This window comes from Salinibacillus xinjiangensis, assembly GCF_009649735.1.
GTDB classification, from domain to species: domain Bacteria; phylum Bacillota; class Bacilli; order Bacillales; family Alkalibacillaceae; genus Salinibacillus; species Salinibacillus xinjiangensis.
In genome coordinates this window covers 68,039-91,238 of the sequence record NZ_WJNH01000006.1, presented here as the reverse complement: position 1 = coordinate 91,238, position 23,200 = coordinate 68,039, and the positions used below count along the sequence as shown (strand labels likewise).

Below are 23,200 nucleotides of genomic sequence, written 5' to 3'. Positions count from 1 at the left end.
GTTATGCTACACCCTTTCCTTCATCTAATTTAGTTTGCAGCTTAATGCCTTGTTTTTTCTCCATGTATGTTACACAAATGTCTGTGATCCAACCTCTTAACATGTTCGTTACAATACCGACTAGTAGATATCGAAGTGCGAGGTCTCCGGTTGATAAACCTAATTCTGTAATCCCAGCAGCAACCCCTAGGAAAACGAATAGCTCACCTGGGTTAACGTGCGGGAACAAACCATTCATAGAGTGACAGGAATAACTTGATGCTGCATAATATCCTGGTTTATATTTCTCTGGTAAAAAACGTCCTAGAGATAAAGTCATCGGGTTAAGTAAAAAGAAAGTTCCTACAAAAGGTAAAACTAAGTAACGTAAAAAGATATTTTTCGAGGAAGCCATTGCTAATTTATTCACTTTATCTTCCCCAACTAATTGAACAAGTGCATTCATGGCAACCATTAGTACAATAATTAATGGAATGATATCAGTAACAAATCCTACGAACGTTTCAGCTCCACGTTCAAATAGACCGATGAAGCCTTCTGCTGCTTTAACTAAAAAATCCATGTTTTTCCCTCCTGATTGTCTTATTTACCAAAACTGGAGATTAATTTTCCAAACGGACTCTTTTGTTGTGGAATTTCTTCTCCTCTTGCTACTTTTTTGTATACGTCTACAGCATCATCAAACGCTTTTTTGGTATAGCGATCCATTTTGTTGTAAACGTCCTGATCGATATTTAGTAAGTCTTGTCCTTCTAGTATTTTAAAATCTCTAAATCTAGCAAAAATTGTAACCCCTTGCATTTTTCGCGCAGTATGAATTCTTCCACGCTTATCAATACCCATTAATAGAACAACCCCGGTACGGAATATCCCTTTTGACCTGCCGATAGATACCCGCCCCTTTTGTCTAAGAGCATTATAATGTTTGTTAAAATTCCTAAGTTGTCCTGTTCCAAGTATCGTTTGCAGTATCCAGGCAGCCGCTATGCCAACCAAAATAAAAATAATTTCCATAACCGATATTCCTCCATTAATTTTTCTCTATCATTCTATTTATTTCTAGTGCTGTCTCTTCATTGGTCACGAGTGTATTAATAAACCTTCCTCTCATTGCACCTATAATAGATTCAGCCTTTTCTTTTGAATTAGCAACGCCTATGCAATAACGTAGGGTCTTTAACTTTTCTAATTCTACGCCTATGGTTCTTTCGGAAACAGAGGAGTTTACAACCTCACCATCTATCGTATAAAAGCGAGAACAAATATCTCCAATTGCCTGATGCTTTTTCAGTTCATTTTGCTCATTGTCTCCAAGAAATCCTGACCAAACCATATTTGATGAGCTAATTTGAGCGCCGATCCCAACGATTGCCACCGTCAATTCATCCCAAAGCTGTATAATCTCCTGCATGAAACTCGATTCAAGTATTTCCTGAGTGGTTTCTTTGGAATTATAAACAGCTGCAGCATTAATGAAATGAGATTTTCCTTGCAGGGCATTTGCCATCCTCATAGTGATTGCGTTTACATGATAGTCCGTATTCATCCCACCAGGTCCGCCAACTAAGGGTACGCATAATGTATTTTTAGGCTTTAGTTCACCGATTTGATGAACCATATCTCCTAAGGTTTTTCCCCAGGCAAGTCCAACAATATCTTCATCTCGTAAAATGCGGTTCAATAATTGATTACTAGCCTTTGCAATTGTAGCTGAGAGATTTTGTGTACTCTGCTCAGAAAATGATGGAACAATCATGACTTCCTTCATTCCAAAGTGTCGCATAATCTTTTCTTCTACTTCAAAAAGCTCATTAGCGTTACTTTGAACGTGGATTTTCACAATCCCTTTATCCCGAGCTTTTTTTAGCATTCTACCAATTGTTGTACGATAGATTCCTAATTCTTTTGAAATCTCGGCCTGTGTGTAATCCTCATCATAATAAAGTTTGGCGATTCGATATAATAAACGTTCCTCTTCCCAGTTCATATACCTCCTCCGCTCTTTTTGCACATATGTGCAAGTATGTATCAAATGCGCATCTGAAACTGCTTTCATTCTATTACCGCTGTCGAACTTTGTCAACAAAAAAGTATAAAAAGTTTGAAATTTATTTTAAAAACTAGAAATTGAAATAATATTTATATAAAATGGATAAGAAAAAATCATTCACTTTAATAGACTAGTAGAGAGGTAATCAAACATATGATGAATGGAATAGTATTTTTTGATTTAGATGGGACATTATTAAATGCTACGTCAGATGTGGATCCTGACGTAATCGCAGTTATTGAGGAATTAAAAGAAAATGGGTATGAGCCGGTTATAGCAACTGGGAGATCTGTTGTTGAAGTGGAAGAAGTCTTGGAAAAAACCGGAATACATTCTATTATCTCGATGAATGGTCAACACGGAATTTTTAACGGAGAAACACTATATCAAAACAAGATTTCTATCGACATTTTAGAAAGATTACGAGAAATGGTAATGTCACGAGGAGAAGAGATAGCTTTTTATAATGTTAATCAAATAAGAGTGACAGGTCATAATGATATAGTCCAAAAAGCTTATGAAAAAATCCATTCTCCTGTTCCACCAATTGATGGAGACATGCTTGATAAAACAAATGTAAACATGGCCCTTGTTTTGGCAGATACAGGAGATGAAGAATATAAACAAGCATTTCCAGAACTAAGCTTTATTCGAAATAGTCCGTTTAGCATGGATGTCATACCTAAGCAGGGATCAAAGGCATCCGGGATTAAAACATTCCTTGAAATTTTGCAGATTAAGGATATTCCTACATTCGCTTTTGGTGATGGGAATAATGATATGGAGATGTTTGAGTTAGTCGATTACGGCATTGCAATGGGGAATGCTGTTGAAGGCTTAAAAGAAATCGCATCTTTTGTTACGGATACCAATACTAATGGCGGTATTTCTAAAGGCTTGAAGTATTATAATATAATTTAATAGGGCTGGGTTACAAGCCCTGGATACTATAAAAAAATGCCAGCTCAAATGCTGGCATTCTTTATAGTGCAATCACTACTCCCCCCACCTTTTCGGACTCCAAATTGTCCCTTCAATTTCTCCTTCCATTTGATAAATGCGTTTACTTTGCTCCTTTAAAATATCTTCCGTTGCTTTAATGAGCGTGCGCTGATAATAATCGTCTGTTTTATGAAATAGACGCTCTAGCTCTTGAAGAATCCAGGTCTGTTGTTCCAATTTTCACACCTCGCTTCGGTCTCATTCATGATACATTTGGTCCAAGACAATCTGTAGCCCATCCATATTCGTCCGGTTTTCCTCGATAATTTCCATTGCAAATTGTAAAATCCTCGCCTCTTCAGAATTACTTTTAGACTTAGCGAGCTGCTGCAACTGACGGATAAGCCAGCTTTCCCTTGTTGCTAAACTATTGTTGTTTTCCATCGTCAGTTTTTGCCAATACGGAATCAATATGTCCATTTTTTGCTCATCTTCTAGGTAAGGGAATTGATAAACTTCGAATGGTCTAAGATAGTGCATGCCTGTTTTATTCGCCATGGCTTGGAAGGGTTTGGTTAATTCACTGATTGAAAATTGCTCCTTACCGCCTGCTTGATATTCTCTTTCGGAGACACCAATCATTAAAATCAAACCAAATTCTTTGCCTTCTAAAATGCCCCCTCTCTTTCCGAAAGCAACTCCCTCTTCTAAAACAACATCCTGCCAATGCTTGATAAGAGGTGGGGAGCTATACCAATAAAATGGGAATTGGAATAAAATACGGTCGTGCTGTCTCAGTAACTCTTGTTCCTTTTTGGGATCAATATCCCAATTCGGATAATGGGATTCTAAGTGATGAACGGTTACGTCCTCAAAACCTTTGATTGCATTCAAAAAATATTGCTGACTATATGACTCAATAATATCAGGATGAGACACTATTAATAAGGTTCGCACGTGTTTGGCCTCCTAGCACTTTCAACATTTACACTTATTATTCAACTTTACGAGTCCGGTAATACGAAAAAAGTGGGACGCGGGACCTGTCCCCATGACCCACTGTAATGTTATGAGACGAGCTTCATATAATGTGAACAAAGGAGGAGATATTGTTGTTTTATTTAGGGCAGAAATTGTTTAGGAATCATATCGTTCAGTTGTGCTTGATTGGGATTAGTTTTGCACTTGCTCTGATTGCGCAGCACCTTTCGTCTCATTCGGTACAGACGTCCATTATGAACTTCATGACCATAAGTTTTGATTACCTCTTTAATACTCACAATCACATAGGTTTCTTTAAACATATTGCTTTTCCCGCTATTTTTTATGTAATATCTTCTATTTTACTATTGTGGATGGGAATATTTAATTTAAAAACCTTTTTATTAGAAGATAACAAAGCAGACCTTATACTCAGGATGATGCTTGCGATTCTTCAAATTGGTTTATTCGGCTTATTTTTCGTAACTGGCGGTATGCTTTTCGAAAACTTTTCCTTGTTTGGTTTGATGATCTTTTTTATTTGTGCCTTAATTGTATCAGGATTTGCCTCAGATCATAAATAGTCAGTTTTGGATTTGATTTTTGACTAAATGGTAGATTAGTATAAGGGTGAGGATGCTAAATGATGGGGGAATTTTATTGAAAAACCTTATTAGAAAGAGTTTCATTTTTTTAGTTTCTATATTCTTGTTTTTTCTTCTTGTAACCAATGATGATTGGCTTGAATTTCTCTATATTAATACTGTTATTTATTTCCTTATATTAGCGATTATTTTTGCGTTTGTATGCTGGATTGGAATAAGGTTGGATAGATGGTTGGAGACGCTCCCTTTGCAAGCCCCTATCCGTTTATTTGGTAGCCTATTATTCATTCTTTTTTTTAGCTATCAGTTGTTCACACCGTACTTTTATTCGGATAACTCTCTAGAAAAGTCGGGTGTTGAACATATTAAATCCTATTATAAACTCTCAGATGACAATCTTACTGCTGAACAACGGGAGAATCTGGCTAAATCTTCGTTGAATGAAGAAATGGCTTATTCCGCTTTGAAACTAGGTAATTATCCTGAAAGCAAATTGACTGGTATAGACGTGCTGGAGATTAATCGTAACTATTATCTCTATCACTTAATTGTGGAGGTTAAGGAGCAGGTTGATCACCAGATTGAGAAAATGACCTACCGTTTTACATTTGATAAGGAAAATGGTGGTTTTAAGATAAATGGAATGGAAGTCGTGAATCATTAGGGGGTGGGACGAGGGACCTGCCCCTACGTCCCACCGCGGATTGCTTGTGCACTGAGCTGTGAGCCTATGACGGATTCGATGATGCGATTTAATATCATGGTTTTAGTGTGTTTGGGGTTGATGTACACATCGAGCAATTTTGCCAGATGGATGATATCTTTTTTTGTTTTGAGTAGTTGCTGATTGGTAAGATATTCCTTAGCTTCTTCTGGACTTTTGAATTTTTGAAGCGTTTCTTTTACTTTTATCAGCTCATCATCTTCATTTTCGTCTTTTATTTGAAAATGAGCGGCAATCTTCTGAAAGAGAACCTTTTTGGTATCCCGCTTTTTGGCGTCAATCTTTAAGGATTCACATACTGAAATAATGTCCTTTTTTAACATGCCAGTACAGTTCCTTTCAACCTCGCGAATCGTTCTACTCTTTTTGATTTTCTCAATGCGTTTGTCGTCTCCTTGATTATTTTCCTTAAATTCAATTTTACCCTTGCCGCTGATTAAGCTTCTATATTGCTCCTCGCTTAGTGAATGAATAAATTTTGTTATGAGCTCGAACAAAGCTTGCGTCTCATTTTTCGACATAACCTTTAACTCCTCACCTTCGCCTTCATTGTGTGTAAAACCTCGTCTACTAAAGCCCGAATTTCCCACTTGATTTTTTTCTGTTGGATATTCCCTTGATGCAAGATAACAGGTATTCCAGTTTCAGGTGCACTTGCAAACAAACTTTTATTCTCACGAAGATAGGAATTAAAGAATGGAAGTCGACTTCTTTTGACCTGTGCAATATATTCCCTTTGGGCAGAAATCGGGACACCCTTATGGTAGGAAACCATGGTAAACACAATCCCAAGCATTTGTGGTGAAATAGGTGGCATATGACGATGATTGGTTTCATGAAGATGTTGATTATATTTCTTTTTCAGGGTATCTACGTGTTTCAATAATGTATTAATTCCAAGGGTAGAAAGATAATCTGTTCTGGCAGGGACGAGGTAATAATCACTCGAAACAATAGCATTTTGTGTGATGAGATTAAAATTTGGCGGGCAATCTACGATGATCATGTCATAGTCTTCTTTAATTTCCTCCAGCTTAAAACGTAGGCGAGATAATACATTTACATAATTATTTCTAATTGCTCGATCGGTGTGACCACCTAATTTACTCGAAAGCTCCATATCAACCTCAACCAATTCCAAGTGGGAACAAATCAAATCAAGCCTTCCACTGCTTCTACTTTGAGCTAGCTTTTCATTTAATCTTGTTGGTGTGATGATAAGCTCTTTCAAGGAAATATCATGGTTATAATCTAAATATTGATCATACCAATGCTTAATGGTTCGCTCTTGCCGATCAAGGGCTTTCCAATCGTCGATACTAACAAAAGACAACGTTAGATTAGCCTGTGGGTCCAGGTCAATTAACAGAACCTCCAACCCGCGATATGCCATTTCAGCTGCAACATTAGCCGATAACGTCGTCTTCCCAACACCTCCCTTATAATTCATGATTGATATTACCCCATAACAACCACTCCCTCTAGATATGTATGTAACCATATATATGCTAAAAGGAGGATATTTAAAACCGGGACGGGGGGACAGGTCCCTTGTCCCCGTCCTCTAGCCGGTGGTGGGACGCGGGACCTGTCCCTATGACCCAATTGGCTCTTCGGTTTCTCTCACTAACATCCATTCTCCATCAAAGTTCTGCCAGTTTTCGATTGTAAACAGTCTTGCCAAGACCTCCTCATCTTTTTGTATAACTTGTTCGTAAAAAACGACAGCGTTCTCGTAATCCCTTAATCGAATAACGCGATTATTAAATTTCTTTTCAGCTCCTAAGAAGTGCTTTACAGACTGCCGCATACCACTAATTGCCTCATCCCGCTTGAATATAACCGGTCTCTCACTTCCGCCTTTAAAAAAAGCAACGTAATAATCTTCTGCCATTCTTTCTAAGGATGTTGTATCACCTGAAGTCATTGCCGCATTCCAATCCTCAATAAATTTGTCATGCATGCTAGTGAATTCAATTAATGACCTATTCATTTTATCCTCTCCTTTGAAAACTTATTTACCGCAAAACTACGAGCTTAAGTAAATGTAATCTATTTGTAAAGTTAATAAAGGTATAAAAAGTCACCCATTTCACAACTTAATTTTGAATACAGACACTATGAAAGGAGTTATTTTAATGCAGAGATTTCGTAAGTTATTAATTATTTGTTTTGTCCTCGGAATTGTCGTAAATGGTACAGTAAAAACAAATGCCCAAATTCAAAACATCCCAACGGCTGAGATTGCTATTAACGGAAAGGCTGTGGATGGGATTAATCCGATTAAAATTGACGGGACGTACTATTTACCATTTGTAAAATTAGCAAAGGTATTGGGGTACAACAGCATTAAATTTGAAAAGAAGACGAAAACTTACGAAATAACAGACGGTTCAACCAAAATTAGAACGACAATGGGTGGAAGAAGAGCCAAGAAAGGAAATGAATATGTAAATATAAAACCACCACGTTGGATTCAAGATACTGCTTACATTTCCCTACACGCTGGTGGTGCGCTGTTTAATGCCAATATTACATTCAAAAAGGAAAATGGCTCGATTCAGGTAAAAAAACCTGCACAATATTACATTGTCCATACAGGAGATACACTTTGGAATATATCGCGAATTCACCACACCACTGTTAATAAATTAAAATCCGTCAATAACCTAAAGTCAAACCTGATTGTTGATGGTCAAAAATTAAAACTACCTTCCCGAGAGCAGGCAAAGGAAATGGAGCCTAAAAAAGAACGGGAACCGGTGAAGAATCCGAATCAAATCAGTGTATCAGATCAGCGACAGAAATTACTCAATCATGCGAAGGATTATATCGGTGCTGGCTATAAATTTGGAGCAACACTAGCCGAAGCCCCTAAACTATTTGATTGCTCTTCTTACACCAAGCTTGTATTCCAGCAAATTGGGATAGATATTCCACGCGTATCTAGAGATCAGGCTAGCAAGGGAAGAGTGGTTACGAGTCTAAAAGCTGGTGATTTAATGTTCTTTACTACTGAAGACCTATACTCAGACGGAAGAGTCGGACATGTTGGTATTTATATGGGCAATGGTGATATGATTCATGCTTCAAGCTCTCGAGGGGTAACTATAACGAAAAATGTATTAGATAACTCATACTGGAAGAAAAACTATCTGTTCTCAAAACGAATTATTGAGTAGTGGTACAGAGGGACACGGGACGTGGGGACAGGTCCCACGTCCCAAATATTTTGCCTCAGCACTATTTAATTTCCACGTTTGTTCGTTGGAAACCGATTTTAATGCTTAGCCAAGTACTAGTTGATACGAATCAGTCTTTCTATGGTCAAACATTAGTTGTCCAATCATTTCCTCCCCTGGAGTAAAGGGACCTGAAAAAGCTGCAATCTTATGCAAGGATGACTTCCATTAATTTGTTCACATTTCCAATCCCTATTTATATTACTTCGAATAAAATCTATAAGATATCGTAGTTGAAAAGACTGAAGGAAACATATCTTTTTATAACATTTGAATATAAATAGGAAGTTTACCCCAGTGGGAAAGAGAAAGGTCCAAATCCCATTTTAGACAAGGAAACTTTATCCGCTCTTTAGTCCATACTCTTCTCCCACCCTGCTTTGATTTCAACACCTGTGGCCTTTGCTGTATCTTCTAAGTCCTTCAGATCCTGTTCAGATAAATTAACATCAACGGCCGAAATGGCTCCCTCAATATGACTGGATTTTGTTACTCCGATAATAGGTACTGTTCCTTTCGCTATCGCCCAAGCCATAGCAATTTGCGCCGGTTCAACATCGTGTATACTACCTAATCTTTTCATTAAATCGATTAATGGATCTAACTTTTGTAGAACCTCTACATTAAAGGCATCCCCTCTTCTTGTCCCACTTTTGAAAGGATTCTGGGCATTATATTTACCGGTTAACGCTCCTTGTTCCAATACCATGTAAGAGAAGAATAGTACATTATTCTGATTACACCATTCTATAATCCCCGCATCCTCTGATGAGCGATAAAGTAAGCTGTAATGATTTTGTACTGCTGAAAGTTGTAAACCTTCTTTTTCAAGAATAGACGCAGCTAATTTTATTTCCTCTAAGTTATGGTTTGATACACCTGCATGTTTTACTTTACCACTTTTCATTAAAGGAATTAGTTCAGCTGTCCATTTGTTCACATCATTTGGATTATGAATCCAGTAAATATCGGCATGATCCACGCCCAACCGTTCTAAACTCTCCGTAAGGGAATTCTCCATATCATCTTGAGCACCTGGAGTAAATTTTGTGGAAATGACGACATTTGACTGTTCTTTCAATAATTTCCCCAAAATGGTTTCCGATGCTCCCATTCCATATACTGCTGCCGTATCCCATAAGTTAAATCCAGCCTGCATTGCCGCTTCAAAAAGAGGTTTTAAATCTTTATCATTAAGATTGTTGCCAAAAACAGCATCTCCTCCATTTACCCCATTACCCCAGGACCAAGTCCCTAATGCAATGGGTGGGATTTTTTGGTTTTTTAATTGCACAAATTTCATTGTTACCTTCCATCCCTTCAGAACATTTGTACTTTCATTTTTAACATTTATTGGATAAGTTTACAAGGATGGGACGAGTTCATCGTCCCAAAAATGATGAAGAATTGAGTCAAGGGACCTGTCCCCTCGACCCAAGTTTATTTTAGTGGTAATCTAATCATATATTATCTAAAAATTTTTAAAAATAGGAGTGTCGATTATGAGCAAAGCCATACCACAAATCACACTAAATGATGAAATTACAATACCATCTATAGGTTTTGGTACATATAATCTGAATGGAAGTGAAGGCGCAGCGGCTATATCAAGTGCAATAGATATTGGTTATCGACTCATTGATACAGCTTATAATTATGAAAACGAAGGTACTGTAGGGGAAGCAATTCGACGTAGCACAGTCCCAAGACAGGAGTTACGGATTACATCTAAGTTACCAGGACGCTATCACACATATCAAAAGGCCGTGAAAACCATTCAGGAATCCTTATATCGCGCAAATCTCGACTACTATGATTTATACCTTATTCATTGGCCAAACCCCATACAAGACCAGTATGTAGAAGCTTGGCAATCACTAATTGATGCAAAAAAATGGGGACTCATTCGCTCTATTGGAGTGTGTAATTTCTTACCCGAACATATAGAGCGACTTGAAGAAGAAACAGGGGTAAAGCCTAGTATAAATCAGATTGAATTACACCCCTTTTTCAACCAAGATCAACAATTAAAATGGCACAAAGAAAATAATGTTACAACGGAATCCTGGAGTCCATTAGCAAGAGCGAATGATGTTTTTGAAAATAAAACCATTAAAAAGATTGCTGATGACCATAAGAAGTCTGTTCCACAAATCATATTACGTTGGCATTATCAGCTTGGTGCAATTCCGATTCCTAAATCCGCATCCCCTAAACGCCAACTAGAAAATATTTCAATTTTCGATTTTTCTTTAAATGATACAGAAATGAATATCATTGCCGAGCTAACTCGTCCAGACGGAAGGATTAATGACCAAGACCCAGCTGTCTATGAAGAATTTTAAAATGGGACGGTGGGACAGGTTCATCGTCCCAAAAATGTTGATAAAGTGGGTCAAGGGACCTGTCCCCTCGACCCACTTCTTACTTCATGTAACGATATTCCATTAGGCTTTTTAAGATAGTGATTTCCTGTAAGATTTCTTCTCCAATATTGGTTTCTAAAACTTTTTTTCGCTCCAGTTCTTTGTCTACTAATCGTTTTACCGATAAGACATCCATCCCGTTTAGTAAAACATCTTCTTTGGAATTAAATTGCTGGTGTGCAACCAGCTGCATACCATAGGAATTATACAATAATGTATAGCCCGCTATCCCTGTTGTAGACTGATATGCCTTGGAAAAGCCACCGTCAATGACGACCATTTTCCCATTTGCTTTAATTGGATTTTCACCGTCAATTTCCTTAACAGGTGTATGACCATTGATGATGTGACCTTGATCAGGATCGAGGTCAAATTCCGTTAACATTTTCCTGCACATGTCCTCATTTTCACGTAAATAATAGTATGGGTTCTTTTTTTCTTTATGGGTTTCCTTGTCCTTAATGAAATATCGCTCAAAGGTTGTCATCGCCCTTTTTCCGAAAAGTGATGAATATTCCCCTGTCCATAAATACCAGACCATATCGGTTGCTAGGTCATCCGTTTCCTCTGGGTGCGCAAAAGCATGTCGTAAATAATGCTCAAAAATATCCAGTAGCTCCCGGCCCGCATAGGTTTTATTATCAATTGTCATTTTCTCCATATTGCCGTTTTCATCAATCGGAATACAGCCGTGAATTAATAGGTTTCCGTTATATTTCAAGTACAGGCTCCCTTTTTTCATTAGAAACTTCATATGTCGGGCTAGTTTTTCTGAATGTTGGACAGAAAATAAGAGCTTGTCCATCACTTGTTTTTCTTCCTCTAATAATTCATCTGGCTGGTTTGGATTCACCGTTGCAAAGCAGGTATTGTCCAATGGATATGTTTTTCCCTGAATGGTTATTTCGTTTCGGTCATAATCAATCTTTTCAAGCAAAAGCCTTTCTGACATATTAAAGTATGGACGCCTTTTAATAATCGGACTTTCTAGCTTAAACTGGATCATGGAAATAGCCTGATGAATTTTCGTAATTTGCACTTGTTCATGTTCAGATAACTTTTTATCAGAAAGACGCTTGGGACGAAAAGCTGGATTGTCCCCATAATATTTCTCCGCAAGATTTAGAAGAGGTCTCAGATTGATTCCATAAACATCCTCAATAATATCCAAATTATCATAACGCGCACAGATGCGAATGATATTAGCTAGACACACCTTTGACCCTGCATATGCACCGATCCATAGGACGTCATGGTTCCCCCACTGAATATCAACAGAATGATAATTGATAAGTGTATCCATAATTTTATCCGGCTCAGGTCCACGGTCATAAATATCTCCCACGACATGAAGGTGGTCAACTACCAATCTTTGCGTCGTATATGCAAGGCCGATGATGAGCTTATCCGCCTGATTGAGGGAAATAACTTGCTGAATGATTTTGGCATAATAGGGCTTCTTATTGGTATACTCGTCCGTTTTGTACAGTAGCTCCTCGATGATATACACAAACTGTTGAGGCAATGCTTTCCGTAATTTTGACCTTGTATATTTAGAGGAAGAATACGAAACAAGCTTAATTAAATGTTCAATAATTTCCTTATACCACTCGAGCAACTCCTCTTTATTGCCAAAATTATTCTTAATCAATTGTAGTTTTTCTTCCGGATAATACACCAATGTCGCAAATTCATTAATTTCCTCTTCCGATAACACATCCGTAAAAAGGTCTCTGATTTTCTCTTTTACTTTGCCTGAACCATTTCTTAAAACATGCTGAAAAGCCTGGTACTCCCCATGTAAATCGCTTACAAAATGCTCCGTCCCCTTGGGTAAATGGAGGATAGCTTCTAGATTAATAATTTCCTTGACTACTTTTTCTTCAGAATCATATCTTTGAGCTAATAAATCTAAGAACTTCGTATTCAAATTAAGCATCCCCCTTGAAATGAACCATATGTATCTATTAAACCTATTTCCATTATATAACTGATAACAATATTTTTAAAGTTGGGACGGAGGGACAGGTCCACTGTCCCAGGAATCCTTTACCGATGGGACGCGGGACCTGTCCCCCCGACCCGGTTAGTCGATAAAATGGTCGTGGATGTATTTTATTTCTTCTTGTAGGGATAAGATACCGTAGGCCTTACCGACATTACCCTCCTTTATGGACCATAGAAAGTTGTGATCCTCATCAGCTGTTGAAAAATTTCCATCCTCCCATTTTTCAACCATATCCAATAACTCCGTTTTACGTTCAAAATTACCTTGCTCAATAACCTTATTCACTTGCTCTATGGTTTTAGGGTGCATTGGAATCTGACCCCATTTTTTCTCAGCTTTAACCTTCTGATGGACCATTTCATGGAGTACATCAATCACTTTCATTTCAGATGGACTTTCATCTAGCTTTAGCTGGAGATAATCTTCATTTATTTGATCTAAAGCCTCTTGCAATCTTGCTTTGTCTTCTATCCTTTTTTCCTCAGCCTGTAACGCTTGGCTTTTTTTCGTCACTATTGTACGACCATTTTCAGTTGCACTTTCATTGAGACCAGAAAGTGCTCCTATGATATATTGAACGGAAAAGAAACAAATGGCGATTGTAGCAATAATTGAGAATGTAATAACAAGAATTTTTTTCAAATAGATCCCCCGATTCTAGTACCCTTATTCTAACATGGCCAAGCCCTAAACAAGGATTTCACATTTTTACATCGAAGCAGAAATATCCTTAACCTTAGCTTCAAATTTTTTCATTAGTTCCTGAAACTCCTCTCCTTTGCCCCCACTCCTCACGATATCCTCAGAAATTTGCCTCCATTCATCAAAATCCTCCGTCATTCCAAGCCTCTGAACATCCTCATGGAAATTGTTTATATAACGAATTGTAGAATGTGCAAGTGTGAAAATGGCCGTTTCCTTCGATTGATTGGAAAGATACTCAGAATCAGGTTGAAGGTTTTCCGCTGTAGTGGTAACGAATGACTCTAGCGTGATCTCGTCGGTTCTTCCCACTTTGTATTGAATAAGCGGATTCTCCATTTTGTGATTGCTTTGTAAAGCGTTAGCTAAATCGTTAAACATGTGTGTGGCCTTGCGATATTCGTTGTAAGCCGCTTCCCAGTTTTCAATCCCTAATTCTTGTGCTTTTAGGTAATGGGATTTGGCCTCTTGTAACCAATCTGACAATACTTTATAGTTTTTGAGTGGTTTTTCAACCCGTTCAATAAGGCTTAAATCTCGCTCCATATTCGATTCAATATCATGCCATCCACCGACTGCATTGTGATTTGAATTGTAGGTTTTCGCATAGTCCTCCATATAGCGACGAATGTCATCGTCTATCTCTGGAATATCTTCGCCTATACTTACGCTACCATTTAATACAGCGTGTTCTGACAAGTCTGCACCGACTAACGTTTTAAAAAACGCCAATGCTTGGGTTCCTTTGGGTACTGGTGATTGATTCGGACCATCGAAGTGAATTACACTTGTAACCCTCTTTTTCTTTTCATTTATGACAAAACCATTTTCATAGACAATTAAATCATCAGCATTTGTATAGCCTTGAATATGCTCTTGTGCCTCTTCAGGGTTCATTCGCCCTTTTTCTGGAAGCTCAAAATCACTCAATGTTTCCTTAATAGTTGCAATTCGTGGGTCCATGGAAGGCTCTATTGTTTGGTCTTCGTTATTTTGCTTTTCACCAGATTTATCCATCCGGGTTTCGTTTTGGCCATGTTCCTTGGCTGTTTGGCCATCCTCACTCACTAGGCTAATAGTGATAAAGGTGAATATTAGAACAGCCGCAATAGAACCGATCCCACCAACTATCCGTTTCATCCATCTATTTTTTCCTTCTAGCTTTTCATACTGATTAGCAAATTCCACTACATTTTGATGAATTTCCTGAAAGTCCTTCTCTCTCAATTCGTTCTTAGGAAATTGCCTCAATTCACGTTCCAGTTGTTCAAAATCATCATGGTTACTCATCTTCAACACCTCCTCGTTTTTTCCGAAGAGCCTTTAACGCTCGGTAATACGTAGTTCTAACCTTCTCTTCCTTCCAGTCTAATACCGCAGCTGTTTCGGCAACCGATAACTCCTTTAATCCTCTTAATACCACTGCATCTCGATAATTTGGTTTTAATGAATGTATGGCTATATAAAGCTCCTTACGTTTTTCATTCAGATCTATTAGATTTTCTGGCATTTGGTCTTGATCAACCTTTAACATGTCATCAAGTTCCGATGTTAAAACTAGCTTTTTCCTATTTCTTTTTCTTGCATCATCGATTGCCACATTTCGTGCTATACTAAACAGCCATGTTTTCGGACTGGATTGCTGCTTAAAGGTTTTCAACCCTTTGATGGCTTTAATGAAAACCTCTTGAACCAAATCTTCAACATCCCTGTTTCCTGTGTAATAGACTAAAAAATCATAGACATCATGGCTATATTGATGAAACCATTCTGAAACGATATCACTCTTCGACATGTCGAAATTCCCCCGGTTTTTGCTACTCAATTATTAGACGTGAATGAAGTTGGTTTATGGCAGTTTAGAATAAAAAATTTTATCTTTTAAAATGGGTATTCCTAATTTGAAGGAAAACGGAGTAGAGGTAGATGAAATGCAAAGAATGCCTTTTGGTACCATGTGCCAATTTAAGGACCAAGATGGAAATAACTATATATTGCGTGAGGATAAATAAAATATATTAAAAGCCAAAAGCATGGTATTTCAAATGAAACCATGCATTTACTCTGTCAAATACTCTTTTTGTTCACCTTATTCCTTTATCCTCTTATTTTCAGGGTGCTTTAACCAATAACGAACTCCTTTGCCTGCTAATGGTTCGTCGTCATATCTTGGGATTACGTAAAAACGACTATGGAAAATAAACTGGTTAGAAACTTCCCCAACTTTCCAACCAAGTGTATAACCATCAGGAGAAAACTCTTGTTCTAAGTACCCTTTTGGACTTTGTAAGAGTTCATATGTATCGTTCCATTCTTCTTTCGTTAACTCAAAGGCATTTGCGTGATGTTTTTTAGGCACAATCACCCCACACCCCTCTAACACATCTTGTTCTTTATTATGTTGTAGGAAGTAACAGGTTTCGTTTTCAAATATGATATTCTGGTCCTTATCTTTGTCCGTATGACAAAATGGACAATTTTCTTCATGAAACATACTTTTATCCACCTAACTATCTTACTGAAACAGGTCCGTATTTCTTTTTGTAATGCTCTCCCCAATCTGGCTGTGTTCCATCAAGATCCGTGAAATTATAGGTTTCAATTTTTACTTCCTCCTCAATGAACTCTATTTTTATCCTTGTAAGTAAAAAAGACAGCACATACGACTGCCCTAAAAAAGTTAAAAGTCTCAGAGATTTTATTTATCGTCTACTATCGGTATCCATACCTCACTCCGATAATCTTCATCATATGGATTACCAGATGGATACACTTCAAATTCTGGTGCATCAGCGTGCGCATAGCCTGTTGATGGAAACCATTCCGTAAATATGCCCTCCCATACTTTTTGAATGGCACCAGGCATTGGACCAACCGCTTCAAAAACCGCCCAGGTCGCACCTTGAATTTCTTTTTCTACTAGTCCTTCCATTGGATTTTGTTCTGGTTTTTCGATGCCGATTACATATGTAAATTCTTCGTTTTCTGGATCAAACTCCATACAAATTCCTAATAACCCCAAGTCACCCGCATATTCACTTAGTTTGTCCGCTGTTCCATTTTCATTACACTCTTCCCAAAATTGAGGAATATGTTTAAAGTTTTCATCATTCTTCGTTGATGTTCGAATCTCTTTCCCGATAACCCTAAAGCCTTCCTTTTTTACAATTTTGTAATCCATACCTCCATCTCCTTAATTACATTATTTTTTCACAATCGGTATAAAGATATCGAATTGTGGGTCATCCGAATTATAGCCGACTTGATAGTGCTCATGTTTGATTGGCATATAAGGATCATAGTAATCTACCCCCGCCTCTCTATAAGCGGTATAATCACTATCAAACAACCATTTATGTAAATCCGTATATGTCTTGGCTATGTCCTCACCTTGGTTGTGTGTCGTCTTTACATACGTCCATTCAGGAACATGTATTTCAATCATCCCATCAGGAATTTCCTGCTCTTTACTCACTTCATACACCGAATAATGCACAAAGCCATCTTCAATGATATGATAAGAAAGACCTAACAAAATATTAGGATTGAGCTTATGCTTTAACTCATGGGCACGCGCTTGCATTTGTTTAATGACGTTTTTTAAATTTGGTACAATCTCAGAGAATGTTCCCTCCCATTTTAAGCCTACAGCCCGATAAGCTGGTAATGTTACAATTTCATAGCTCATAGATACACCTCCAATACGCCGTGAATGGCAATTATGAATTTCACATTTTTATATTAACACAATTTTCGGATAATTTTATTTAAAATTTGTAAAATAAATACAATTACTTCCTTACTACATTGATGTCATATTAGAAGCATTTGTACAGGCAATGATTCTAATCATGTAATCCCTTTCCATCAAGAATATGCTGCGTATAATTATCAATCCTAGACTCTCGAGTTTTGGATTGTTTGGCTTTGGAAAAATAAATAATGTATGCTCTTTGCCGTCCTGGTGTCAATGCCTCAAATGCAGTTTTTAATGCAGGTGTTTCATCGAATTTATTTTGAAGTTCTTCAGGAATATCTAATTCTTTTTTCTTTTGAACATTTACTTTCAACCCGGCTTTCTCAGCTTCAATGGCTTCATAAATATAGTCCTTCACAATGGGTTCCATCTCGTCTATTTCTTGAACACTGGTGAACCGAATCTGACGCTGTGACTGCGAATGCTCCCCAGGCTTGGTTAAAACACCTTTGTCATCCTTTAACAAAACGCCCTTGAAGAACATAAGTGCACAGTAATCTTTAAACCCCTGTATGATAACGATGTTACTACCTTCATACATGTAACATGGTAAATGCCACTTCAATTCCTCGACCAATCCAGAATCAAGAGCAATCATTCTCAATTTTTCCGTTTCAGCCCTCCACTTTGCGTTTTTACTAATATATTCATCAACTTTTGGGTTCTTTTTATTACTTGTCATCAGGTAAAACCTCTCTTCTATTTACGATAAACATACTCCACTAAGCACTATAAGCACCAATTTATAAAATTACAAACTAACTATCATTCTGTATTTAATTCCATAAGTTGTCAATACTGGCACCTGGAACTTGTCGAACAATTCCAATAGATGCCAATTACTGATACAATTACGGTAAGCGAATACGGAAAATGGTTTCGTAAAAGGATGACTCAAATGAACCGAGAATTAGTTAAGCGACAAATTAAAAATTGCTCAATAGATGAATTAGTGTCATGGAGAAAACATGCGGTTAAGTGCTTGGATTATTATGTGAAATACACGAACGAATTCGAGGTTGATGAATGTAACTTTGTCATATTCCATATTGATCAACAGTTAAGTGAACTAAATGCGAGAGAGGCCTATTTATAAAAAATGGTGTCAGTAAACGATAATCGTATACTGACACCAGCGTATTACTCTAGTTCTAGTTGATTAAGACCTGCAAATCCTTCATTGAACTATTTTCGAGAAGAGAGCTTTTCTACTAAAAAAAGAGCTTTTATATTTGAACGATGTCTGTTTTGCTTATTATTTTTTCGACGCGAGCAATGATCACATACTTGTATATCGTTTTCTTCCATCGTTGTTAGTACTCTCTCGCACTTCAAACAACGAACTATTTTACTCTCTTTTTCTTGTTTTCTAATTAAATGATAATTATTCATTTATTATCAACTCCTTTACTCACATTTTATTCAGAGCTAAGTGAGATTTTTCTTAAGCATTTTAAACAAATATTGACAAATGATGGCATTGGATGGAGGGACTAGTTCGTCATTGGTGTTTTGGTTTTTGTATAGTATTCTTTTATAAAAGGGGGGGATTACGATGAGTAAACCATCTATTCAAAAATTATTAATAGGAAAAGCCAAACGAATTGGGGATTCTGCCGCTTCAAATCCAATGGATCGTGAGTGGGTGAGTGGCATTTTTAAAGAAAATATTAGTGATAACGTATGGCTTGGTAAAAATGGATTAACAGGGGATGAAGTCGGAGATAAGAAAAATCATGGTGGACCAGAGAAAGCCGTTTTTGCCTATCCTACGAAGCACTATGACGATTGGAAGAAGGAACTAGATGTAGATACGATTGGGATTGGTGCTATGGGAGAGAATTTAGCTGTCAACAATATGGAAGAGCACTCTGTTTGCATCGGGGATTCATATCAAATTGGTGACGCGGTAATCCAAGTGGCCCAACCACGCCAACCATGCTGGAAGCCTGCACGTCGCTTCCGTATTATGGACTTTGCATTACGTATCCAGCAGTCAGGTAGAACAGGATGGTACTTCCGTGTTTTACATGAGGGCTTTGTTCATGAGAAACTAGAGTTGACATTGCTAGAGCGTCCTTACCCACAGTGGACTATCGCCAAATGCAATGAAGTGATGCATGAGAAAAAAGATGATCTGAAGCTTGCCGAAGAACTTATTTCTTGCGAGTTTCTAGCTGAAAATTGGAAACGAACGTTAACGAAACGCTTAAATGGAAAACAATCTTCCGTTGAAAAGCGGGTATTTGGACCAAATAGAGACTAAGTTATGGTTTTGTTAAGCTATCCTGAACTACAAAGGATAGTTTTTATTTTAGAGCAGAAGATGGTCTAATTGTTCTGATATAATAATATATATTTCACTACGTGGAGGTACATCTATGGAATTCATTCGAAACCAGCTTTTAGCTTATGACCTTGACCCTATATTAGTTAAGTATTTGTCTATTATCATTATGATTATTTTTATCGCTCTCATCTGTATTATCGCGAATTTTATTACGAAAAAAATAGTGATGAGGGTGATTGCTCACATCGTAAACAACAACAAACTACAATGGGATAATGTGCTTATGGATCGAAAGGTGTTTCATAAGTTATCTCATATTGTTCCCGCCCTCATTATATATTTCTTTGCATCAACCTTTCCAGCCTTTCAAAATTTGATTGAGAAGGCTGCGATTACCTACATCATCATTGTTGGATTAATGGTGATGAATAGCCTATTAGATGCCATTAATGATATTTATCAAACCTATGAAGTTTCTAAGGCTCGGCCAATTAAAGGCTATATTCAGGTGGCGAAAATTATTGTCATCATTCTTGGATTCTTACTAGTGGTGGCAAACCTAATTGGTGAAAGTCCACTTATGCTTCTAAGCGGGATTGGTGCTCTATCCGCTGTGTTGATGTTGGTTTTTAGAGATTCGATATTAGGACTCGTTGCAGGGGTTCAGCTTACGGCCAATGATATGGTTCGAGTTGGTGACTGGATTGAAATGCCTAAATACGAAGCAGATGGGGACGTTATTGATATTTCATTGAATACGGTGAAGGTGCAGAATTGGGACAACACAGTTACGACCATTCCAAGCTATGCCATGATATCCGACTCGTTTAAAAATTGGCGAGCGATGCAAACCTCTGGAGGACGACGGATGAAGCGTTCTTTATTGATTGATAAAAATAGCATTTCATTTTGTACTGAAGATATGATTGAGAAATTTAAGGATATTCACTATCTGTCGGACTATATCACCAGTAGAGAACAGGAAATTGAAGAGTACAATAGCAAATACGAAATTAACAGGAGCAATCCAGTGAATGGCAGGGCCCTTACAAATATTGGCGTCTTTAGAGCGTATATCAGCAGTTATCTAAAGTCTCACCCAGGTATTAATCAGGATATGATTTGGATGGTCCGCCCATTAGCCCCTAACGAACACGGGGTACCAATGGAAATCTATGCATTTACACATGAAGTTGGCTGGGTCGAGCACGAAGCAGTTCAAGCCGATATCTTTGATCATCTGTTTGCCATAGCACCAGAATTCGGACTACGATTATTCCAGAACCCATCTGGCCATGATTTAAGAAAAATAGCAGATGACTCAGGAAGAGATAACAGTTAAGTGGGATGGGAGTTTTCCCACCTTAGGGACGGAGGGACAGGTCCATTGTCCCACTTCCGGTGATCCTTTTTGACGTTGTCAGAACTAGAAGTAGCTCAGAGACTCTTTGCTCTGAGCTACTTTCTTTGTTGTATAGTAAGTTTTGCTGCTTGATTCACGTCTTGTATGCCTTCATTTACGTCGGTTGTGGGGGCTATTCAGTCTGCACAGGCTGGAATCACGTCAAAGTTCTAGAGAATAACGTCTTGTTGTTGTGGCGGTGGGTGGCAACCCGTCTACCTCTGGATTAATCAAGTCAGATGGAGCGGGAATTCTGCCTAATTAGCCATCAACCACGTCAACTTCTCCCCTAATCACTCCGCTTCTCCCCTTTATTCAGTCAAATAGCAATATTCAAGTCACATGTCGCGATAATCACGTCACTTCACCAAGTACTCCTGTCAAACCCACACACATTCCCGTCTCATGCCCTCACTGGGTCAGAGGGACAGGTTCACCGTCCCATTCAACAACTAAAAACGGCCAATACTCAAATTTAAACTCGAAGCACTGGCCGTTTAACTCACTATACAATTTAAAAATTAACTATAAGCTAATTCCTTCTCCGTTTCTCCTTCAATCAACCCAAGCGCTTGGGCTGTTGAAGCATGTATTTCACCCAATAGCTCAGGGTTGTCCATTAGTGACATGCCATAGGAAGGAATCATTTCTTTAATTTTTGGCTCCCATTCTTTCATTTTTTCAGGGAAGCATTTTGTGATCACTTCAAGCATAACGTGAACAGCGGTAGATGCCCCTGGAGAAGCACCGAGCAATGCTGCAATCGAACCATCAGCAGCGCTAACCACTTCGGTGCCAAATTGAAGCGTTCCTTTGCCACCTGCTTCCGTATCTTTAATGACCTGTACACGTTGGCCTGCTACGACTAAATCCCAGTCCTCACTTTTAGCGTCAGGGATAAATTCACGTAACTCCTCCATACGCTTTTCTTTTGACTGTAGAACTTGCTGAATCAAGTACTTTGTTAGTGGCATATTTTTAGCTCCCGCCGCTAACATCGTAAAAAGATTATGCGGTTTCACTGAAGTAATCAGGTCAAACATGGATCCAGTTTTTAAAAACTTTGGCGAGAAGCCGGCAAACGGTCCAAATAACAGTGATTTCTTATTGTTGATAAATCGAGTGTCAAGATGTGGCACAGACATTGGCGGAGCCCCAACTTTAGCTTTTCCGTATACTTTTGCATGGTGCTGCGCTACAACCTCTGGATTATTACATACCATAAACAGTCCGCTTACAGGGAATCCACCTATCCCCTTTCCTTCAGGGATACCGGACTTTTGCAGTAAATGAAGGCTTCCTCCACCACCGCCGACAAATACGAATTTTGCTTTATGTCGTTCAACAGTACCAGTCTCGGAATGCTTCACCTTTAATTCCCAGCCTCCGTCGCTTGTACGGTTTATATCTTGAACACTTTGGTGATAGTTGATCTCCACATTCGTGCTCTCTAGGTGGGCAATCAACATACGTGATAAAGCACCGAAGTTAACATCCGTTCCAGAGTCAATTTTTGTTGCTGCAATCGGTTCATTTGATGTGCGGTCTTGCATAATAAGCGGAATCCACTCTTTCAGCTTTTCAGGTTCATCAGAAAATTCCATTCCTTGGAATAGCGGATTGTTTGATAGCGCTTCAAATCGTTTTTTTAAAAAAGAAACATTATCTTTCCCTTGCACTAAACTCATGTGAGGCAATGGCGTGATAAAGTCCTGCGGGTTATCAATCAGGTTGCGATTTACAAGATAGGACCAAAACTGTTTGGACAGCTGATACTGTTCATTAATTTTGATTGCCTTGTTAATATCAATCGACCCATCCGGTTTTTCGGGCGTGTAGTTTAGCTCACACAGCGCGGAATGCCCTGTTCCGGCGTTGTTCCATTCATTTGAACTTTCCTCGCCTGCTTTACCGAGCTTTTCAAAGATTTTGATATTCCAGTCTGGTGCTAGTTCTTTTAGTAGAGTTCCTAGCGTTGCACTCATGATTCCGGCGCCTATTAAAATGACGTCTGTTTTTGTTTCTCCGTTGCTCATTTTTATCAACCTTTTCCGTAAAATTTCTAGAAAAA

General features: G+C 38.2%; 27 protein-coding genes. 8 read left to right on the top strand and 19 right to left on the bottom strand.

The window, feature by feature from the left end; genetic code table 11:
• Position 1: 1 nt before the first annotated feature.
• Genes srlA through GH754_RS10630 form a run of 3 tightly spaced genes read right to left on the bottom strand, consistent with a single transcriptional unit; the run spans position 2 to position 1,987 of the window.
• Complete coding sequence (gene srlA / locus GH754_RS10640) at positions 2-562, bottom strand: PTS glucitol/sorbitol transporter subunit IIC (RefSeq protein WP_153728691.1); 561 nt, start codon at positions 560-562, stop codon at positions 2-4.
• Positions 563-582: 20 nt separating this feature from the next.
• Positions 583-1,014 (bottom strand): transcriptional regulator GutM, encoded by a 432-nt coding sequence (locus tag GH754_RS10635; protein ID WP_153728690.1) that lies wholly within the window; start codon positions 1,012-1,014, stop codon positions 583-585.
• Between the two features lie 16 nt (positions 1,015-1,030).
• On the bottom strand, positions 1,031-1,987 hold the full coding sequence (locus GH754_RS10630) for a sugar-binding transcriptional regulator (RefSeq protein ID WP_153728689.1): 957 nt from the start codon (positions 1,985-1,987) through the stop codon (positions 1,031-1,033).
• A gap of 216 nt (positions 1,988-2,203) precedes the next feature.
• Here GH754_RS10630 and GH754_RS10625 point away from each other — a divergent pair, with 216 nt between their 5' ends.
• Positions 2,204-2,971 (top strand): Cof-type HAD-IIB family hydrolase, encoded by a 768-nt coding sequence (locus GH754_RS10625; protein WP_153728688.1) that lies wholly within the window; start codon positions 2,204-2,206, stop codon positions 2,969-2,971.
• A gap of 75 nt (positions 2,972-3,046) precedes the next feature.
• Here the strand turns inward: GH754_RS10625 and GH754_RS10620 are convergent, their stop codons facing one another.
• On the bottom strand, positions 3,047-3,229 hold the full coding sequence (locus tag GH754_RS10620) for a hypothetical protein (protein ID WP_153728687.1): 183 nt from the start codon (positions 3,227-3,229) through the stop codon (positions 3,047-3,049).
• Between the two features lie 21 nt (positions 3,230-3,250).
• Positions 3,251-3,949 (bottom strand): NAD(P)H-dependent oxidoreductase, encoded by a 699-nt coding sequence (locus GH754_RS10615; protein ID WP_323741967.1) that lies wholly within the window; start codon positions 3,947-3,949, stop codon positions 3,251-3,253.
• Between the two features lie 155 nt (positions 3,950-4,104).
• Here GH754_RS10615 and GH754_RS10610 point away from each other — a divergent pair, with 155 nt between their 5' ends.
• Together GH754_RS10610 and GH754_RS10605 are read left to right on the top strand one after the other, a co-directional pair.
• Complete coding sequence (locus GH754_RS10610) at positions 4,105-4,557, top strand: hypothetical protein (protein WP_153728686.1); 453 nt, start codon at positions 4,105-4,107, stop codon at positions 4,555-4,557.
• Between the two features lie 268 nt (positions 4,558-4,825).
• Positions 4,826-5,242, top strand: a complete 417-nt coding sequence (locus tag GH754_RS10605) for a hypothetical protein (RefSeq protein WP_153728685.1) — start codon at positions 4,826-4,828, stop codon at positions 5,240-5,242.
• A gap of 23 nt (positions 5,243-5,265) precedes the next feature.
• Here GH754_RS10605 and GH754_RS10600 read toward each other — a convergent pair whose 3' ends face one another.
• The 3 genes from GH754_RS10600 to GH754_RS10590 all read right to left on the bottom strand — a co-directional run bounded on the left by GH754_RS10600 (position 5,266) and on the right by GH754_RS10590 (position 7,295).
• Entirely contained in the window at positions 5,266-5,823 is a 558-nt protein-coding gene (locus tag GH754_RS10600; protein WP_153728684.1) for a hypothetical protein, read from the bottom strand.
• A gap of 5 nt (positions 5,824-5,828) precedes the next feature.
• Positions 5,829-6,752 (bottom strand): ParA family protein, encoded by a 924-nt coding sequence (locus GH754_RS10595; protein WP_194841331.1) that lies wholly within the window; start codon positions 6,750-6,752, stop codon positions 5,829-5,831.
• Positions 6,753-6,896: 144 nt separating this feature from the next.
• On the bottom strand, positions 6,897-7,295 hold the full coding sequence (locus tag GH754_RS10590; protein WP_153728682.1) for a nuclear transport factor 2 family protein: 399 nt from the start codon (positions 7,293-7,295) through the stop codon (positions 6,897-6,899).
• Positions 7,296-7,440: 145 nt separating this feature from the next.
• Between GH754_RS10590 and GH754_RS10585 the strand changes: the two genes are divergently transcribed.
• Positions 7,441-8,484 carry a C40 family peptidase gene (locus GH754_RS10585; RefSeq protein WP_228550227.1) on the top strand — a complete coding sequence of 348 codons (1,044 nt, stop codon included), beginning with the start codon at positions 7,441-7,443 and terminating at the stop codon, positions 8,482-8,484.
• Positions 8,485-8,896: 412 nt separating this feature from the next.
• Here the strand turns inward: GH754_RS10585 and GH754_RS10580 are convergent, their stop codons facing one another.
• A complete protein-coding gene (locus GH754_RS10580; protein ID WP_153728680.1) occupies positions 8,897-9,847 on the bottom strand; it encodes an aldo/keto reductase in 951 nt (316 codons plus the stop codon).
• A 199-nt stretch (positions 9,848-10,046) separates the two neighbouring features.
• Here GH754_RS10580 and GH754_RS10575 point away from each other — a divergent pair, with 199 nt between their 5' ends.
• Positions 10,047-10,889 carry an aldo/keto reductase gene (locus tag GH754_RS10575; RefSeq protein ID WP_153728679.1) on the top strand — a complete coding sequence of 281 codons (843 nt, stop codon included), beginning with the start codon at positions 10,047-10,049 and terminating at the stop codon, positions 10,887-10,889.
• Between the two features lie 79 nt (positions 10,890-10,968).
• Here the strand turns inward: GH754_RS10575 and fbp are convergent, their stop codons facing one another.
• The 8 genes from fbp to GH754_RS10530 form a co-directional block, all read right to left on the bottom strand.
• Positions 10,969-12,900 (bottom strand): fructose-1,6-bisphosphatase, encoded by a 1,932-nt coding sequence (gene fbp / locus GH754_RS10570; protein ID WP_153728678.1) that lies wholly within the window; start codon positions 12,898-12,900, stop codon positions 10,969-10,971.
• Positions 12,901-13,056: 156 nt separating this feature from the next.
• The gene (locus GH754_RS10565; RefSeq protein WP_153728677.1) at positions 13,057-13,620 is read right to left on the bottom strand and encodes a DUF6241 domain-containing protein; all 564 of its coding nucleotides are present in this window, start codon (positions 13,618-13,620) and stop codon (positions 13,057-13,059) included.
• A 66-nt stretch (positions 13,621-13,686) separates the two neighbouring features.
• Positions 13,687-14,970: a hypothetical protein gene (locus tag GH754_RS10560; RefSeq protein WP_153728676.1), complete on the bottom strand. Its 1,284-nt coding sequence runs from the start codon at positions 14,968-14,970 to the stop codon at positions 13,687-13,689.
• Positions 14,963-15,475, bottom strand: coding sequence for an RNA polymerase sigma factor (locus GH754_RS10555; RefSeq protein ID WP_153728675.1), 513 nt, complete (start codon positions 15,473-15,475; stop codon positions 14,963-14,965). Before GH754_RS10555 ends, GH754_RS10560 begins: the two co-directional genes overlap by 8 nt.
• 294 nt (positions 15,476-15,769) lie before the next feature.
• Positions 15,770-16,174, bottom strand: coding sequence for an HIT family protein (locus tag GH754_RS10545; protein WP_153728674.1), 405 nt, complete (start codon positions 16,172-16,174; stop codon positions 15,770-15,772).
• A gap of 204 nt (positions 16,175-16,378) precedes the next feature.
• A complete protein-coding gene (locus tag GH754_RS10540) occupies positions 16,379-16,861 on the bottom strand; it encodes a GyrI-like domain-containing protein (RefSeq protein ID WP_153728673.1) in 483 nt (160 codons plus the stop codon).
• Positions 16,862-16,882: 21 nt separating this feature from the next.
• Positions 16,883-17,368: a GyrI-like domain-containing protein gene (locus tag GH754_RS10535; RefSeq protein WP_153728672.1), complete on the bottom strand. Its 486-nt coding sequence runs from the start codon at positions 17,366-17,368 to the stop codon at positions 16,883-16,885.
• A gap of 157 nt (positions 17,369-17,525) precedes the next feature.
• Positions 17,526-18,119, bottom strand: coding sequence for a YdeI/OmpD-associated family protein (locus GH754_RS10530; protein ID WP_153728671.1), 594 nt, complete (start codon positions 18,117-18,119; stop codon positions 17,526-17,528).
• A 216-nt stretch (positions 18,120-18,335) separates the two neighbouring features.
• Here GH754_RS10530 and GH754_RS10525 point away from each other — a divergent pair, with 216 nt between their 5' ends.
• Entirely contained in the window at positions 18,336-18,533 is a 198-nt protein-coding gene (locus tag GH754_RS10525; RefSeq protein ID WP_153728670.1) for a hypothetical protein, read from the top strand.
• 89 nt (positions 18,534-18,622) lie between these two features.
• Here the strand turns inward: GH754_RS10525 and GH754_RS10520 are convergent, their stop codons facing one another.
• On the bottom strand, positions 18,623-18,829 hold the full coding sequence (locus GH754_RS10520; RefSeq protein ID WP_153728669.1) for a hypothetical protein: 207 nt from the start codon (positions 18,827-18,829) through the stop codon (positions 18,623-18,625).
• Positions 18,830-18,992: 163 nt separating this feature from the next.
• Between GH754_RS10520 and GH754_RS10515 the strand changes: the two genes are divergently transcribed.
• Positions 18,993-19,703 (top strand): MOSC domain-containing protein, encoded by a 711-nt coding sequence (locus tag GH754_RS10515; protein WP_153728668.1) that lies wholly within the window; start codon positions 18,993-18,995, stop codon positions 19,701-19,703.
• A gap of 115 nt (positions 19,704-19,818) precedes the next feature.
• The gene (locus GH754_RS10510) at positions 19,819-21,069 is read left to right on the top strand and encodes a mechanosensitive ion channel family protein (protein ID WP_153728667.1); all 1,251 of its coding nucleotides are present in this window, start codon (positions 19,819-19,821) and stop codon (positions 21,067-21,069) included.
• A gap of 581 nt (positions 21,070-21,650) precedes the next feature.
• Here the strand turns inward: GH754_RS10510 and GH754_RS10505 are convergent.
• A complete protein-coding gene (locus tag GH754_RS10505; RefSeq protein ID WP_323741979.1) occupies positions 21,651-23,189 on the bottom strand; it encodes a malate:quinone oxidoreductase in 1,539 nt (512 codons plus the stop codon).
• Positions 23,190-23,200: the final 11 nt, after the last annotated feature.